This is a genomic window from Hathewaya histolytica, assembly GCF_901482605.1.
Taxonomy (GTDB): domain Bacteria; phylum Bacillota; class Clostridia; order Clostridiales; family Clostridiaceae; genus Hathewaya; species Hathewaya histolytica.
Map to the genome: position 1 here is coordinate 393148 of NZ_LR590481.1, position 15773 is coordinate 408920.

Here is a 15773-nt window from a genome sequence, read left to right on the forward strand (position 1 = left end):
GAGGGGACTTGATATTTGCTATACTAAAAATTGGTTTGGTAGTTCACCTAATAAGTTTAAAAGATTAATTGTTTCAAATAAATTATATAAAGTTTTAGTAGAAAATAATATAAAAAATGTATATTTTCAACCATCATATTTTGTACATTAATAATTTAAATTTTGCTTATAGGTGGTTATAAATCATTTTACCAGATTAGGAGGAGAAAATATGTCATACGATTTAAAATTATTAGTTGTTAGACCAAAGAAACTATATCATACAAATTTTGAATCTACAATAACAGTTAAGAATGAAATAGAAGATGGTTTTCGTAGGTATAGGAAAATTTGGCCATTTATGACGAGGGCTAAGGGCGTGTGGTATTCTTTAGTTGAAGATCAGAATGGGGCATTTGATGCGTACACTATATGTGATTCTGATTTTGAAAAAGATATAAAAGACGTCTCTATGCCATATTGGATAGATGATGAAGACATAAAAGAAGATTTAACACCTTTAATTATAAGAAAAAAATACCGAACTGATTTTGAGAAAATAGTTAGAGGGCTGATTAAGACTTCCCCAGAAAGAACTATAATGATATTAGGAAGTTATCAAAGTCATGATAAAGAAATAGTTTGTGGAACCATGACTTTTTCCGAGTATTTAAAGTTATTAGACGAAGGCAAAATATTATTTAATGTATGTTATATAATAAGCGAATAGAATTTTAGGGTAAACTAGGGTATATTGTTTATACTATTTCAAAATAAGCAGATATAGGTAATAAAATATCAAATGAAATACTATACTGGACAGGAAAGTAAGGAGGGTGAAAAATGGCATCTTGGGGACCAAAGTTATATCAAGATGATGTAGCAGAAGATGTAAGAGATTATTACAAAGACCAATTGAAACGTGGAAAAACAAATGAGGAAGTAACCAAAGAATTGATAGATGATAATGAAGATATTATTTTAGATGAGGATGAAGCACCAGTGTTTTGGTTTGCACTAGCAGACACTCAATGGAATTTAGGTAGACTTTTATCTTTTGTAAAGGAGAAAGCTCTTGAGTATTTAAAGAGTAGCACAAATTTAGAGCGATGGGAAAAAGAAGCCATTAATCAAAGAGAATATAAAGTTAGGGAGAAAGTATTACAGGAATTAGAACAGAAACTAATGTCACCAATGCCGCCAGAAAAAAAGATATCTCAATATAAGTTTTATAAATGTGAATGGAATATAGGAGATATGTATGCTTACAAACTAGAAAGTGATTATGCAAAAGAAAAAGGATTAAGTAATAGATATTTACTTATTAGAAAAGCATATAATGATATTTGGTGGCCAGGGCATACAGTACCAATTATATATATACAAATAACAAAAGATGAGACAATTCCTAACTCAAGAGAGGAAATTGTAGAATTAGAATATATTCAAACATCTAGATCAGAAGGATTCCCTAAATATCTAACTACAATGATATCTACATCAAAAAGGGTAATTCCAACTAAGAAATTAAGTTTTATAGGAAATTATGTTGACTTACCTACACCAAAGGATGAATATATTCCAGAAGATAAAATAAGTCTACCAGCTTGCCATTGGTCTGCTTTTGAAAAAACATTAATTGATGATTATCTGATGTTTAATAAAAATAAGTAAAATATATTTTCTAAACAGTGACTAATCATAATGAATTTATAAAAATATAGGAGATTAGTTTAATGAGAATAAAAATGGACAAGGATAATATTTTAATGAAAGAATTAATTGAAGTAGCTAATGATTATGGTTTTGAGGTCGAAAGTTATGATGATTTAAAAGCTATATCAATACTCATTGAACTACTAAAGGATGATGATGTTAATGGACATGCTATTATGGCTTTAGGATATTTTAAGAATGATGAATTAATAAAGTATATTGAGCCATTCTTACATCATGAAAAAAGCTGGATTAGAAAAGAAACGGAAAAAGCAATTAAAAAAATAAAAAGTTAGTAATATAAAAGAAAATGTTTCTAAGGATTTTATCTTTAACTTCAGTATTCCTAATTTCTATAAAAGATATTATTTCATTAGACTATAGTCATTAAATTTCTTTTATTAATGGAGGTAGGAAATGGATATATGGACTGAGTATTATGAAGATTCAACAAAATACTTTGCGTTTTGGAATACAGAAAAGAATGGTTTTAATCCTCAGATAAGTAGCATAAGCATAGAAGCTGAGATGGTTTTTGAAGAGGATGAGGCTGGTTTGATAAAAGAACAGGCAAGTTTTTTTAGTAAGCTATTAGACACAATTAATTCACTATGGGAGTATAAGTTATATATAATAATGTATTGTGGTATATCTGATCCTATTTCATCAATTTCAAGATATAAAAAATTGTGGAAAAAGGTTGAAGTTAGAAGTGATTTTTCAGGATTCGTAAAAAGCAAGGAAGTAGAATTTCAAGTTGATACTGGTAGCATTTTTTGCGGTCTTTTACAGTTTGATAAGGATAACATTGAAAAAGCTGTAGAAATAGTTAATCAGTTTGATGGTATAAGTACAATAATAGCTTCAAGGGTTGACTTAATGGGGGAATCTGAAATTATCAGAGTGTTTAATGAAGCGTTACTAAATGACTTTAACAAGAATTTACAACCGGAGGTATATAAAATTAACTACAGGAGACTTTGCATGGAATTATGTAAAGATTACGGGATTGTTGTGAGAGTAGGTAATGCAGCTGAGGAGGTTTCATTTGGTGTATTTTTAGAGAAAATCTTGTACAAAAATGTTATAGAAAAAGTTGATTTTAAAGAATTTATGTAAACACTAAAATTTTTTAGGAATGTTTATATTATGAATATCAATTTGGTAGTTTAGTATTATCAGCTATTACATCAAAGTATAACTGGTCAGGGGTATGATTATTAAGAAATAAGGTATCAGGCTATACATTTATTTCCACAGCTAGATAAACAGTAAAAGGAGAAGGCGATATTATGGATTTTAGTATAGCATATAAAGAATTAGTAAAAATTATAGGACTTCCATTAATAGATACAGGAAGAGTTTGTGATCTTATCTGGTTTGGTTTTGGAAGAAGGATTAAAGTAAAGGATAATAGAAGGGGGAGTTACAGAGAGGTAGCTGAATATGCATTACACGTTCAATGTCCTTGGAGATTAATGGATATATCAAAAATTATTGTTGGCTCATACGATAAATATATTCCTAATAGTAAAATTGAGTATAGTGATGAATTTGATTGGGATATTGAAGGGGCAAATCTATGTGATGAGATATTGAAAAAATTGTTTGAGTTGCACCCAAGCAAACTAGTGGTCAAATCAGTTAAATTGGATCAATTTGGAGAATTGGAAATTTCCTTTAGTGATAATTATGTATTAGATATAATGCCGGATACTTCCACAGATGATGAAGTGTGGAGAATTTTTCAGAATGGAGTAGAGAAAAAGCATTTAGTTGCGACAGGAATCAGAATATCATTAGAATAAAATTATTAATATTACATACAACTTGTGATTAAAAAAGTGGGGTTAATTTTTATTATGAAAAATAAGATTTTGAAAAAGTTTTTATTAGATTCTCTACCAATGTCCATAACATTTATACTTGGTAATTTAGGATTAGTGTGGATATATACTGATGATTTTAATACCCCCAATACTAGAGTTATAAAAGTGTTCTTGCCAACTTTTTATGTAATAAGTTTAGGATATTTTGTACCTTTGTTATTAAGATTTTTAAGAACGTTATTAGATATGATATTAAGAAAATCAATTAAAAATGTATTTACAATAATTGATAAAGATAGAGATATTGAATATGATTATTTTAAAAAAAGTGTGTACGCTAGTATTACTGCTACAGACTCAAAGGGAAAGCGAAAAAAATTTCTTTTGGATGAAAGCATGTCAGTGTTAAATTATCATCAAAATAATAAGGTGATTATAGAATATTTCAAGTTTTCAGGAGTAGTAACTTCTATAGAAAGAGCACCTAAATAAATTACAAAATAAAATTAAGATTATTAGTTGTAATATTTGGATGATTGAAAAATTCATATAAGTAATAACGGAGGTGAGTTACTATGTTTAATAATGATTTAGCAATTGAAGAGGGGAATGCTAAAAACATAAGAAGTTTATGCAAGCCAACTATGAATTTGAAACTTTTACAATTTGAACAATTAGCAAATATTTTTACAAAAGAACCTTATATTGTTTATATAAAAAAGACAAAGAAATCATATCAGGCAACTGGAACAGTTGCGTTTTATTATAGAAAAAATAGTTTAAATCATTCGATTTCTTCTTGGACTATTTATAATTTAGATAATGGGAAAGATGATGTACTTCTTAGATATTCATATTGGGATAAGAAAACTGACATGGAGTTATTATATAATAATAAAGACAATAAAATAAATAAGGCTAATTATACTCCTACACTAAAGTCACAGAACTTTTATATAAAATATAAGGATGCAATTAGGCTTAAGGAGCTATTGTCTTATATGAAAAATTTATTGAGCAAAGGAATTAAGTTTTCCACAAAAGATGGGCAAGATAATTTAATCGATCAAGAATTATCCATGTGGTTAGAAGGATATAGTACAGCACATACTTGGTCATATCCATTATATAATCCTGAGTTAAATGAACACTTATTAAAAATTGTTAAAGAATTTAATAGACTTGTAGACAATTGCAATTATAATATTGAGGAAATACAACTAGATTATATCTGTCCCCTAGATATATATTATAGATACATATTAGGATAATAAAGAATTGTAATGTGAATTTTACGGTGTAATTATATAAAAATTAAACCTCTATAATTAGTGTTGGCACTAAGTTATAGAGATTTTTTAATTTTAAAAAGAATTTTATTAAATCTAAAATTAATATATCTAAAAACTATATAAATTGATTTGTAGAAAAACGTTTATGACAAAATATTTGAGATTTCTACAAACATAAAATTATATAATAAGGTTTAGAAATAATCAAAATTAATTATCATAAGAAAGTAGAGATGAAATTAGATGAATCATAAAAAGAAGTTTAACATTTTAGGAGCAGGCTTAGCTATTTTGGGGGCGTCTATTGGTAGAATGATTTTTTCAGAAGAAAATATAGGGAAAATGCCACCTTTAATTCAAGTAGGAGCATCTTTTGCTATGCCTATTCTTTTATATGTAATAACTTATATTTTTTCTCCTAAAGATTTAGTATGTATTAAGTGGATTACAGGAGGTTATATTATATGAATTTCGATGAATATTATGCAATTGGAGAAAGTTACTATGAAGAAGGGGAATATAAAAAGCCATTAAATCATTTTAAAAAATGCATTAGTATAGATAACTACTATAATTGTTTAAATTATATTGGATTATGTTATTTTTGGTTAGAAAAATATAAATTAGCAGCAGATACTTTTAAAAAGATAATTGATGAGTGTCCAGAAACAGTAATACCAGTTATTAATCTAGGGAGAGTTTATCTAAAGCAAGGTTTGTTAACAGATGCGTGTAAAATGTTTAATGAAGCAATTAATATAGACCCAGATGATGAGGATGCATATTTTTATCTAGGGGTATATTATTATGAGGTTGAAAAATACGAAGAAGCGATAAAATGTTATAAGAAATCATTAAGTATTAATATTGAACAGTCAGAAACTCATTTGAATTTAGGAATATGCTATTATTTGTTAAACTTCGATAATGAAGCATTAGATGAATATGAATTAGCTTATAAATATGACAATGAATGTATACAAGCTATACGAAATAAGGGTATAGCATATATTGATATAGAGGAATATGAGAAAGCATTGAATGAATTGTTATTTGTTGTTGAGAATAAGTTTGATGATATTGATAATATAATAGATATTGCTCACTGTTACTATGAGCTTAGTGATTTTAAAAATGCTTATAAATGGATAAAAAAAGCCATAGATATTGATCCTAAGGATGAATATGTGAATGAAATGTTTGAAAAGATAAACTCAATTTTGAAAGAAGAAAGAGGAGTAAAATATATAGATGTAGTTATATTATGAGAAATTAATTTTTAGTGTTTTAGTAACTTATTTTCATTAAAATTAAAAATCAATTGTTCAATTTGCTCAATTATAAAAAGTATAAATGTGAAGAGAATAAGTGGTATTTCTATATCTATATTTTTTATTTGAGTACTAGGAGGTTATTGTATGATGAATTTCAAGAAAGTTTTATTAATAATATGTATTATAGTAAATACATTCATTTTATTATTGTTTTTAAAAGATAAAAAGTATTCTTATATAGCAATAGTATTGTACAATTATTATATTTGCATAAGTGGACTTAGATTTTTAAAAGATAAGAAATGATCTATTAAATTAAGAGTATTACTTTTTAAACAAGCTCTTTTTAAAAAGGTTTATATGAAACTTGTCATAGGTATAAATATGCTATTTTAGAAAAAGTTAAAGTAAATAATACAAAAATAAAATTTAATACTTAAATGTTGTACTTTAAGGAGTATATTATATTAAAATAAATGATTTATTAAAATTTTTAATAAAATAGGAATAGAAATAATAAAAAATATGTTATAATTACATATAAAAACTCGTATATCGTCGGTAATATGGTCCGAAAGTTTCTACCTACTAACCATAAATTAGTAGACTACGGGGGATGAAATTTAGTAAATGAATATTTTTATTTATTTATAGATGACACCTCAATTAGATTGAGGTGTTTTATATTTTTAGAAAAGAATTCTTATACTAGTATACATAACCGATGAGTTTTTGAGTTATAAGGAAAGAGAGGGATCTATATAATGGAAAACAATCAAACAGATATTGAACTAATGTATGGGGTAAATGATAAACCAAATGCATTTATGCAAATTCTATTAGCACTACAACATATTTTTGCTGCCTTTGGTGGAATAATTGTAGTACCAATTGTAGTCTCAACAGCTTTAAAATTTGACTCTAAAACTTCAACATTATTAATAAGTAGTACAATTTTAGCAGCAGGACTTGCAACTTATATTCAATCAAGAGGTGTGGGACCTATAGGTGCAAGAGTTGCTTGTATTATGGGGACAGACTTTACCTTTGTAGCACCTTCAATTGCAATAGGTAGTAAATTTGGGTTAGTAGGAATTTTAGGAGCTACAGTATTCGGGGCCATTATAGAAATTATATTAAGTTTTTTTGTAAAACCATTAATGAAATTATTTCCTCCAATTGTAACAGGAACTGTAGTTAGTTTAATAGGATTAACACTACTACCTGTATCTATAGATTGGGCAGCTGGTGGTGTTGGTTCTATAGGATATGGTTCATTAAAAAATATTTTAATAGCTTTATGTGTAATGATGATTACTCTTTTATTAAATCATTATGGAAAGGGACTTATAAGTAGTGCTTCAATTTTAATAGGAATGGTTATTGGGTATATTATTTGTATTCCACTTGGAATGGTGAATTTTGCTACAGTAAAAGAAGCGAGTTGGGTATCTTTTCCTAAAATTTGGGTTTTAGATATTAAATTTAGTTTAGAAACTTTATTACCCTTTATTCCAGCGTATTTTGTAACTATTATTGGAACAGTAGGTTGTCTTAAAGCTATAACTGAGGTTTCAAAAGTTAAATCTACTGAAAAATGTATTTCATCAGGTGTTTTAGCAGATGGAGTTGGAAGTTTACTTGCAGGAGTTTTTGGTGCATTACCTAATACATGCTTTAGTCAGAATATAGGATTAATTCCACTTACTAAAGTTGCTAGTAGATATGTAACTATGATGGCAGGAATGCTATTAGTCATATTGGGGTTATTACCTAAGTTTGCAGCACTTATTAATATTATGCCTCAACCTGTATTAGGAGGGGTAGGTATAGTTATGTTTGGAACTGTAGCTGCTGCAGGAATAAAAACTTTAAGTACAGTAAAATTAAACAATCGTAATATGTTAATTATTGCTACATCCATAGGGTTAGGATTAGGGGTTACATTCCGTCCAGAAGTTATAACTAATTTACCTGAATCTTTAAAAATGATTTTCTCATCAGGGATTTCAACAGGTACTATTGTAGCATTAATATTAAATGTATTATTAAAAGAAAAAGAATAAATAATTGATTAGCCGTCTTAAATAAATCTAAGTTTTTTATTTAAGACGGATTTTATTATAAACATTTTGTAATATATTGATTCTATATAATAAATTAATATACTTTCTTTGAAATTTATGAGAGTATATGATATTATAAGAATATTTAAACACTTTAAATATTTTTAATATTTACGTTAATACAAATATTTAAAATATAAGTCTTATAATAGTAGATATTAAAGGAGAAAAATATAAAAGTTTATACATATGGTAAAAATAAATATCTAAATATAAAATATTAGTGTTTTTAGTATATTTAGTTATGGGGGTAAAGTATGAAAATAGGATTAGTATCATCAAAAAATAAAGATGGAGATATTAATTATAATATTAAACAAATAGAAAATTATCTAGTTCAATATGCTAATTCAGATATAGATTTATTATGTTTTGGAGAGTCCTTTTTGCAAGGATTTGAAGGTCTAACATGGAGTTTTGAGGAAGATTATAAGATAGCATTATCTATTAATGATAATAAAATTGTAGAGTTAAAAAACAAAGCAAAGTATTATAATAAATGTATTTCTTTTGGGTTTATAGAGAAATATAAAGGAAATTTATTTAGTAGTAATTTAGTTATTGATAAAAAAGGAGAAATTGTTGATATATTTAAAAGGGTTTCTTCAGGGTGGAAGGAACCAATAGCATCTAGTTATTATAAAGAGGGATCAGAATTTCATATATTTAAATTTATGAATAAAACTTTTGCAACTGCAATTTGTGGCGACCTATGGGATGATAAAAGATTACATGAAATAAAAGCACTTAATGTAGATATGGTTCTTTGGCCTTTATATGTTGATTTTGCAGTGAAAGAATGGAATGAGAAGTTTTTAGATGAATATATAAATAGGGTAAAGGATATAAATTCTCCAGTATGTATGATAAATAGTTTAGTTGATGAACCTGGTAGGGCTAACGGAGGATGTTATGTATTTCAAAAAGGTAAGGTTCTAAAATCACTTCCTATGGGGAATTTAGGTGTATTAGAATTTGAAATTTAATTAAGATTGAAAATAGCCAGTTAAAATAATTTTAACTGGCTATTTTAATGTACTAAAATATATATCCTAATAAAAAATTAAATTATATTAAATATAGTGAGCTAAGGGCATTAGATATAAGTAATTTATAAAATATATTATAAATACTAGTATATGAATAACTAAGTAGATGTATATAGTTTTTATGAATAATATCTATTAGTAATCGTTTGGATTCATTGGAAGAAGATCATAACTTTTTAGAGGACTCAAAGAATGTTATTTCTGAGGATTTAATGAATGAACTTTTAGAATTGAAAAAAATAAGGAAGATCTTAAAGCAATCTATTTATTAAAGAATAAGACTAATTGGAATTAGTAAAATGTAAATTATTTATACAAAATATATAAAATACTATAAGTGATATTATGAAAATCAAATTTGATTTTATCAGTAATAAAAAACTGTGTAGCTACAAAAGTTATTTCCATAACTACACAGTTTTTTTATCTAGTTCTTTATATAAATTTTTTCTAATTTTTCTTAGATTCTTCTATTTTTTCTGCGAGTTCGTTTAAGTATTCCCATCTTTCCATTTTTTCTTCTAGTAGATTTTCTGTTTCAGCTTCTTCTTGCAATAATTCTTGTAGTTTTGAATAGTTTGTACTGTTTTTAGAAATTTCTACTTTTATATTATCTAAGTTTTCTTCTATTGAGGCTATTATGTTTTCGATTTCTTCGTATTCTCTTTGTTCTTTATAGGAGAATTTTAGAGCTTTCTTTGGCTTATCACATTTTTTATCCATAGGTTTATCAACAGTTTCTTTTTTAATTTCTGATTTTTCTTCCTTTTCTGTGGATAAGTTCTGCTTAAAGTTAATAAAGTCGGAGTAGTTTCCGGTGTGTTCTAGAACATTACCTCCTCCTTCAAAGGAGAATATCTTGTTAGATATCTTATCTAGGAAGTATCTATCATGTGATACGGCCATTACAGGTCCATTAAAGTTTTCTATATAGTCTTCTAAAATTTGAAGTGTTGATATATCTAAATCGTTTGTAGGCTCATCCAGTAAAAGTACATTAGGAGCTTCTATTAATACTTTTAAAAGAAATAACCTTCTTTTTTCCCCACCAGATAGTTTATAAATGGGTGTCCACTGTGTTTCAGGTGGGAATAAGAACTTTTCTAGCATTTGCGATGCACTTATTCTATCGCCATTAGCTGTTTCAACAAATTCTGCAGTTTCTTTAATATATTCTATTACACGAAGTTCTTCTTTCATGTGGTAATTACCTTGAGAGAAGTATCCGACCTTAACTGTTTCACCAATGTCTATAGAGCCACTATCTAATTTTAAGTTTCCATAAATTAAATTCATAAGCGTAGATTTTCCCACTCCATTTTCACCGATTATACCTATTCTATCTTCTTTAACCATGGTGTAGGAAAAGTCTTTTATAAGTTCTTTTTGGCTAAACTTTTTACATATATTATTAATTTCTATTATTTTATTACCTAACCTACTATGAGCTGTGGATATATCTAGGTTTTCTTTTTTTGCAGGACCATCTTTTTCACTTAATTCTTCATATCTTTGAATTCTAGCTTTTTGTTTTGTGGTTCTAGCTTTAGCACCTCTTTTAATCCAAGAAAGTTCACGTCGTAAAAGATTTTGACGTTTATCTTCCGTAGCTGTTTCCATAGCTTCTCTTTCTAATTTCTTTTCTAGGAATATGCTAAAGTTACCCTCATAGGCATATAAATTTCCATTATCAAGTTCCACTATTTTATTAGATACTCTATCTAGAAAGTATCGATCGTGGGTAATCATAATAATTGCACCTTTTCTACCATTTAAAAATTCTTCAAGCCAGGCTATGGTATCATTGTCCATATGGTTTGTAGGCTCATCTAGAATTAGTATTTCAGATGGAGTAATTAAGGTTCTAGCAAGAGCAACTCTTTTTCTTTGTCCACCAGATAATGTACTTATTTTTTTATTTAAATCCCTGAGCCCTAATTTATTTAAAATTATCTTTGCATCACTTTCTATATTCCAGCCGTTTAATGAATCTATTTTAGAAGAAAGAGAAATTATTTTATTTTGAATTTCTAGATCTTCTGGATTTTTTTCAGCCCCATCTAAAGCAGTTTCATACTCTCTAAGGGTATTCATTATAGGTGAGTTACCGTTGAATACTTCATTTAATACTGTAGAATTCTCATTAAATTCAGGGTTCTGAGGTAAATATTCTATGTGAACTTTATTATTTTTTATGATATTTCCTTCATCATAAGTTTCAATGCCTGAAATAATTTTAAGTAAGGTAGATTTTCCTGTACCATTTACACCAATGACACCTATTTTATCACCTTCATTAATTCCTATGGAAACTTTATGAAAAAGAATCTTTTCACTGTAACTTTTACTTAAGTTTTCTATTGAAATTAAATTCATATTAATCATCCTGTTCTAGTTAATTTCTTTAATATATATATTGTACTTTATTTTATAGAAAAATAATATGTTTTTATTCATTTGTGAAATATTGAAGAAGGTCGGATATAATAGGAATTTTTAATTTATTTGGAATTAACAATTTAAGGTCTTTAACTTCCTTAATGTTTAGTTTTAGCATTATATATTGTGCTATGAAAAATTCAAAGGGTAAAAGTAACCCGTGAGTTGCGGGAAGAAGATATCTAGTTGACCCTTTTAATTCTTTAAACAGCATACTTCTGCTTATAATTGGTAAAGTTTCATCGTAAATTGCATCTATAAAAGTTACATTTTTCTTATCTAAAAAATGGGCATAGGATAGGGGGTCTACCTTAAATAGGGGATGAATTTCATCTGAAGATAAAAATTCTTTAAGCTCCATATTTCGAACTAGGGGGAGTTCCCTATCATAGGCTTCATAGAGTCTTATTTTATCGTGAAGAAAATAATCAGTTTCATAGCCTTTTTTAAACATTCTTCTTGCGAATTTGCCAACAGCAGATTCGTGTATTATTTTAGGAAAGTGACCACCAGTGTTTAGGAGAATGGTTTCATTTATTCTAGAATCTATAGAGCTTATTATGCTAGAGATCATACCACCTAAACAGTAGCCCAAAATACAATTCTTTTCTTTCCATAGCCCTTTTTCTTCTAAGAAGTCCATAGAGGATTGAATATCAACTACGGCATGTTGCCAAGTATTATAAATAATATCAATATCAGGATAAACATAGTTTTTTCCACTTACAGAACCTTTTTCTACTCTTGTATAGTTTCCCGGTAAGGTTAAAACATTACAACTTACTTTTGAACAAGCAAGATGAGAGCCAAGCCAAAGTAAAAATTTAATGTTTCTAGTGCCAAGGCCAGGAATAACCATAACAGAAGCTGTAGCAGGAGTTTTAGGTTCAAAATTATAAAGTTCTATGGTTTCAGTTCCAGGTTTAGCATTTTTATATGGACTTTTAAATTTAATATAATTGCATCTATAATTTTTTCCTTTTTGTATATATCCACTGGTATATGGAATACTTCCTTTCTCATAGGAAAAGTCGATTTTCATAATATCATCCCTTAAAAGTTGTTACAATTTAATAATATTAAAATAATAACAAAATGTGAAAGTCTACGTATAATATTAGTAAATTAATATTAAGGAGGAGCATATGAAATTAGCTCTGAATTTTAGAAATGGAAAAAAGAGAGTGTTTACTCAGCAGGAGACAGACCAAATTATAAAAAAAATCAATTACTTAAAGTTAATACAATTTTTTATGAGTAATAAGGAATTAAAAGGAAAGATTAATATATTAGGTAAAGAAATTTCTTCAGAAGATATTTTTTCCATTGAATTCCTTATGTAAGTAGGTTTTTATTTACAAATTTTAGCACCTTGCATAGATAAGCAGGGTGCTTTTATGTTAAATATTTTATTGACACTAATTTATCATATTGATATACTCTAAGTAATAAGTCGGTCGGTCGTACGAGTGAGGGGAGTATTTAATTGGATAATAATATGGGCAATCAGTATAAAATTTTAGAATCTGCGGAAAGACTTATAATTAAAAAAGGGGTAGAAAATACTAGCCTTTCAGATATTGCAAAAGAGGTAGGTATAAGTAAAGGAACTTTATACTATTATTATTCTTCTAAAAATGAACTTATAAATGATATTGCAGATAAGTATTTTTTGGAGATTGGGCATAATATAAATGTTGCTCTTGAAAACTTAGATAAAAAATCTAATCCAATAGATGTAGTTCAAAAGATGTTTAAAGAAATACTAGATTCTAAAGAAAAAGGAAGATTACATCTTTGTTTAATTCAAGAGGCCATAACTAATAACGATGAATTAAAAGAAAAGTTTAATAAGGAATATATAAAATGGAAGATTATTATAAAAGAGGGTCTTAAATTAATTTTTCATAATCAAGACTTTGATTACGGGGTAATTGCAAATATTATAGTAGCAGCCCTTGAAGGATTTATGATCCAAAATATAATTGAAATAAATAATGTTTCTATAGATTCAGTGATTGAATATGTACTTAAAAATAAGTAGGTCTTTTGATTGGAGGTATAACATTGCAAAAAATAGCATTGATAACTGATAGTGCAAGTGATTTAAGTAAAGAGAGTATAGAAAGATATAATATACATGTGCTTCCTTTTAGAATTATATATGAAAAGAAGGAGTACTTAGACAAGGTGAATATAACACCAAAGGAAGTTTACGATAATTTAGATAATGAGATGCCAAGTTCTTCTCTTCCAGCTCTTTCAGATATGGAAGAATTATTTGAAAAACTAAAAAAAGAAGGCTACACTCACGTTATTGGAGTAACACTTTCTTCAGGTTTATCAGGTATATATAATGCCTTAAAGTTAGTTAGCGAAAATCATCCTGAAATAGAGAGTTTTATATTTGATTCTAAAAGTATTTCTATAGGAGAGGGTTTATTAATAGAAGAATGTGGTAAAATGATAGAAGAGGGAAAATCCTTTGAAGATATAATAAAGGCCCTTCCTGATATTAAAAGTAGACTATGTATTTTCTTTGTAGTTGGAACTTTAAAATATCTAAAAAAAGGTGGAAGAATAGGAAAAGTTGCTGGAACTATAGGAGATATTTTAAACTTAAAACCTATAATAACCATGCATGAAGATGGTAGCTACACAACTTTTGATAAAGTAAGAGGTAGAAAACAATCTCTAAAACGTTTAGTGAATATAATTGAAGGTTTAAAAAATAAAGGAAAAGTTTATTTAATGCATGGAAATGCAGAAGAAGAAATGAAAGCTATTTATGAAAGCTTAAAAGAGTTACCTAATGTTCTTTCTGTAAAATTAGGAGAAAATATTAGTCCTGTTGCAGGTGCTCATAGTGGACCAGGGTTAGTGGGCGTTGCTTATTTTGAAGTATAATATAATTAGTTAAATATTTTAGCTTCAGGGGTTATCTCTGAAGCTAAAATTAAATTTAGGAGGTGAAATTCCTTGGAAGGGGTACCCCAAAAAATAGATAGGATAATTTTATTTTTCCTTGTATATACTATAAGTTTTGTGGTTTTCTTTGGAACTTTAAAGTATACTTATCTTTTTTTAATAGCTTTAATTTTTGCCATGATCCTAAGAAAACCTACAAGATTTTTAATGAACAAATGTAAAATTAATAGCACTTTGGCATGTTTAACAACAAACGTTGTTTTTTTTACTATTATATTTGTTATACTATATTTTAGTATAACATCCATTTCACATGAGATAATTCAATTTGGGAAGAACGCTCAAGGTTATGTTACATCTAACAAGGATAAAATTTATGCTTTATTTGAAGAGATACAACATAGATATAATAATATTGACCCAACCTTAATAAATGACATAAAATCTTATGCTTATAATTTTGTATCAAAGTATTCTGGAAGTATTATGGACTTCTCTGCAAGAACTGTGACCTTTGCTATAGGTATCATATCTAATTTACCTTATTTAATGATGGTAGTGTTCTTTTCCATAATAGCAACTTATTTTTTTACAAAGGATATGGTTATGGAAAAGGGATTTGCAAAGCTCTATAAGTTTAAAGAAAAAAAGTATATTCATATATACAGTGAAGCCAAAAAGAAATTATTAAATTATATGATTTCCTATTTAATAATTATATCTTTAACATTTATAGAAACCCTAATAGTATTTTTAGCTTTAGATATAAAATATGCTGTTATATTAAGCATAATATCTGGAATTGCTGATATATTGCCAGTTCTAGGAGTTGGTACTATATATACTCCTTTAGTTATTTTTTATTGGATTACGGGAAACAAGTTTACAGCTATAGCTTTAATTATTTCTTATGCTATAATATCTGCTATAAGACAAATAGTTGAACCAAAACTAGTGTCTAGTTCTTTAGGTATTCATCCTGTAGCAGTAATAGCAGCCATATTTATTGGGCTTACAGTAAATGGAGTTATGGGAATGATATATTTTATGTTTTTAGTAGTTTTTTATAATCTTTTAAAACAAGTAGATGTACTTTAAAATATAGATTGCTTTATAGATGAGGTGCTAGACCATATAATTT

General features: G+C 27.3%; 18 protein-coding genes and 1 riboswitch. Of the genes, 16 read left to right on the forward strand and 2 right to left on the reverse strand.

Annotated features, from left to right (window positions below; all coding sequences use genetic code 11):
• Nucleotides 1-211: 211 nt before the first annotated feature.
• The 12 genes from FGL08_RS01860 to FGL08_RS01910 all read left to right on the forward strand — a co-directional run bounded on the left by FGL08_RS01860 (nt 212) and on the right by FGL08_RS01910 (nt 9202).
• Complete coding sequence (locus FGL08_RS01860) at nt 212-709, forward strand: hypothetical protein (RefSeq protein WP_138209191.1); 498 nt, start codon at nt 212-214, stop codon at nt 707-709.
• Between the two features lie 113 nt (nt 710-822).
• A complete protein-coding gene (locus FGL08_RS01865; RefSeq protein ID WP_138209192.1) occupies nt 823-1653 on the forward strand; it encodes a hypothetical protein in 831 nt (276 codons plus the stop codon).
• A 62-nt stretch (nt 1654-1715) separates the two neighbouring features.
• The gene (locus FGL08_RS01870) at nt 1716-1991 is read left to right on the forward strand and encodes a HEAT repeat domain-containing protein (protein WP_138209193.1); all 276 of its coding nucleotides are present in this window, start codon (nt 1716-1718) and stop codon (nt 1989-1991) included.
• Between the two features lie 121 nt (nt 1992-2112).
• Nucleotides 2113-2814, forward strand: coding sequence for a hypothetical protein (locus FGL08_RS01875; protein WP_138209194.1), 702 nt, complete (start codon nt 2113-2115; stop codon nt 2812-2814).
• Nucleotides 2815-2987: 173 nt separating this feature from the next.
• The gene (locus tag FGL08_RS01880) at nt 2988-3503 is read left to right on the forward strand and encodes a hypothetical protein (RefSeq protein WP_138209195.1); all 516 of its coding nucleotides are present in this window, start codon (nt 2988-2990) and stop codon (nt 3501-3503) included.
• A gap of 54 nt (nt 3504-3557) precedes the next feature.
• On the forward strand, nt 3558-4016 hold the full coding sequence (locus FGL08_RS01885; RefSeq protein WP_138209196.1) for a hypothetical protein: 459 nt from the start codon (nt 3558-3560) through the stop codon (nt 4014-4016).
• 83 nt (nt 4017-4099) lie between these two features.
• Nucleotides 4100-4795 carry a hypothetical protein gene (locus tag FGL08_RS01890; protein ID WP_138209197.1) on the forward strand — a complete coding sequence of 232 codons (696 nt, stop codon included), beginning with the start codon at nt 4100-4102 and terminating at the stop codon, nt 4793-4795.
• Nucleotides 4796-5059: 264 nt separating this feature from the next.
• Nucleotides 5060-5284: a hypothetical protein gene (locus FGL08_RS01895; RefSeq protein WP_138209198.1), complete on the forward strand. Its 225-nt coding sequence runs from the start codon at nt 5060-5062 to the stop codon at nt 5282-5284.
• A complete protein-coding gene (locus tag FGL08_RS01900) occupies nt 5281-6084 on the forward strand; it encodes a tetratricopeptide repeat protein (protein WP_138209199.1) in 804 nt (267 codons plus the stop codon). Before FGL08_RS01895 ends, FGL08_RS01900 begins: the two co-directional genes overlap by 4 nt.
• 150 nt (nt 6085-6234) lie before the next feature.
• Nucleotides 6235-6396: a hypothetical protein gene (locus tag FGL08_RS13290; RefSeq protein WP_171011948.1), complete on the forward strand. Its 162-nt coding sequence runs from the start codon at nt 6235-6237 to the stop codon at nt 6394-6396.
• Between the two features lie 222 nt (nt 6397-6618).
• Nucleotides 6619-6720: riboswitch (purine riboswitch) on the forward strand.
• A gap of 134 nt (nt 6721-6854) precedes the next feature.
• The gene (locus FGL08_RS01905; protein WP_138209200.1) at nt 6855-8156 is read left to right on the forward strand and encodes a nucleobase:cation symporter-2 family protein; all 1302 of its coding nucleotides are present in this window, start codon (nt 6855-6857) and stop codon (nt 8154-8156) included.
• 317 nt (nt 8157-8473) lie between these two features.
• Nucleotides 8474-9202 carry a carbon-nitrogen hydrolase family protein gene (locus tag FGL08_RS01910; protein WP_138209201.1) on the forward strand — a complete coding sequence of 243 codons (729 nt, stop codon included), beginning with the start codon at nt 8474-8476 and terminating at the stop codon, nt 9200-9202.
• 513 nt (nt 9203-9715) lie between these two features.
• On the opposite strand, the gene FGL08_RS01915 is transcribed toward FGL08_RS01910, so the two are convergent.
• Together FGL08_RS01915 and FGL08_RS01920 are read right to left on the reverse strand one after the other, a co-directional pair.
• Nucleotides 9716-11641, reverse strand: a complete 1926-nt coding sequence (locus FGL08_RS01915; protein ID WP_138209202.1) for an ABC-F family ATP-binding cassette domain-containing protein — start codon at nt 11639-11641, stop codon at nt 9716-9718.
• 73 nt (nt 11642-11714) lie between these two features.
• Nucleotides 11715-12746, reverse strand: coding sequence for an alpha/beta hydrolase (locus FGL08_RS01920; RefSeq protein ID WP_179951324.1), 1032 nt, complete (start codon nt 12744-12746; stop codon nt 11715-11717).
• Nucleotides 12747-12849: 103 nt separating this feature from the next.
• Here FGL08_RS01920 and FGL08_RS01925 point away from each other — a divergent pair, with 103 nt between their 5' ends.
• From FGL08_RS01925 to ytvI, 4 genes are all read left to right on the forward strand, one after another.
• On the forward strand, nt 12850-13047 hold the full coding sequence (locus FGL08_RS01925) for a hypothetical protein (protein ID WP_138209203.1): 198 nt from the start codon (nt 12850-12852) through the stop codon (nt 13045-13047).
• Between the two features lie 143 nt (nt 13048-13190).
• Complete coding sequence (locus FGL08_RS01930) at nt 13191-13748, forward strand: TetR/AcrR family transcriptional regulator (RefSeq protein ID WP_138209204.1); 558 nt, start codon at nt 13191-13193, stop codon at nt 13746-13748.
• Nucleotides 13749-13771: 23 nt separating this feature from the next.
• Nucleotides 13772-14611: a DegV family protein gene (locus tag FGL08_RS01935; RefSeq protein ID WP_138209205.1), complete on the forward strand. Its 840-nt coding sequence runs from the start codon at nt 13772-13774 to the stop codon at nt 14609-14611.
• A gap of 72 nt (nt 14612-14683) precedes the next feature.
• Nucleotides 14684-15730, forward strand: a complete 1047-nt coding sequence (gene ytvI / locus FGL08_RS01940) for a sporulation integral membrane protein YtvI (RefSeq protein ID WP_138209206.1) — start codon at nt 14684-14686, stop codon at nt 15728-15730.
• Nucleotides 15731-15773: the final 43 nt, after the last annotated feature.

Bases quoted from the DNA above. Each gene is read 5' to 3' on its own strand.
- FGL08_RS01860 (WP_138209191.1), top strand. From the start codon at position 212: ATGTCATACGATTTAAAATTATTAGTTGTTAGACCAAAGAAACTATAT.
- FGL08_RS01865 (WP_138209192.1), top strand. From the start codon at position 823: ATGGCATCTTGGGGACCAAAGTTATATCAAGATGATGTAGCAGAAGAT.
- FGL08_RS01870 (WP_138209193.1), top strand. From the start codon at position 1,716: ATGAGAATAAAAATGGACAAGGATAATATTTTAATGAAAGAATTAATT.
- FGL08_RS01875 (WP_138209194.1), top strand. From the start codon at position 2,113: ATGGATATATGGACTGAGTATTATGAAGATTCAACAAAATACTTTGCG.
- FGL08_RS01880 (WP_138209195.1), top strand. From the start codon at position 2,988: ATGGATTTTAGTATAGCATATAAAGAATTAGTAAAAATTATAGGACTT.
- FGL08_RS01885 (WP_138209196.1), top strand. From the start codon at position 3,558: ATGAAAAATAAGATTTTGAAAAAGTTTTTATTAGATTCTCTACCAATG.
- FGL08_RS01890 (WP_138209197.1), top strand. From the start codon at position 4,100: ATGTTTAATAATGATTTAGCAATTGAAGAGGGGAATGCTAAAAACATA.
- FGL08_RS01895 (WP_138209198.1), top strand. From the start codon at position 5,060: ATGAATCATAAAAAGAAGTTTAACATTTTAGGAGCAGGCTTAGCTATT.
- FGL08_RS01900 (WP_138209199.1), top strand. From the start codon at position 5,281: ATGAATTTCGATGAATATTATGCAATTGGAGAAAGTTACTATGAAGAA.
- FGL08_RS13290 (WP_171011948.1), top strand. From the start codon at position 6,235: ATGATGAATTTCAAGAAAGTTTTATTAATAATATGTATTATAGTAAAT.
- FGL08_RS01905 (WP_138209200.1), top strand. From the start codon at position 6,855: ATGGAAAACAATCAAACAGATATTGAACTAATGTATGGGGTAAATGAT.
- FGL08_RS01910 (WP_138209201.1), top strand. From the start codon at position 8,474: ATGAAAATAGGATTAGTATCATCAAAAAATAAAGATGGAGATATTAAT.
- FGL08_RS01915 (WP_138209202.1), bottom strand. From the start codon at position 11,641: ATGAATTTAATTTCAATAGAAAACTTAAGTAAAAGTTACAGTGAAAAG.
- FGL08_RS01920 (WP_179951324.1), bottom strand. From the start codon at position 12,746: ATGAAAATCGACTTTTCCTATGAGAAAGGAAGTATTCCATATACCAGT.
- FGL08_RS01925 (WP_138209203.1), top strand. From the start codon at position 12,850: ATGAAATTAGCTCTGAATTTTAGAAATGGAAAAAAGAGAGTGTTTACT.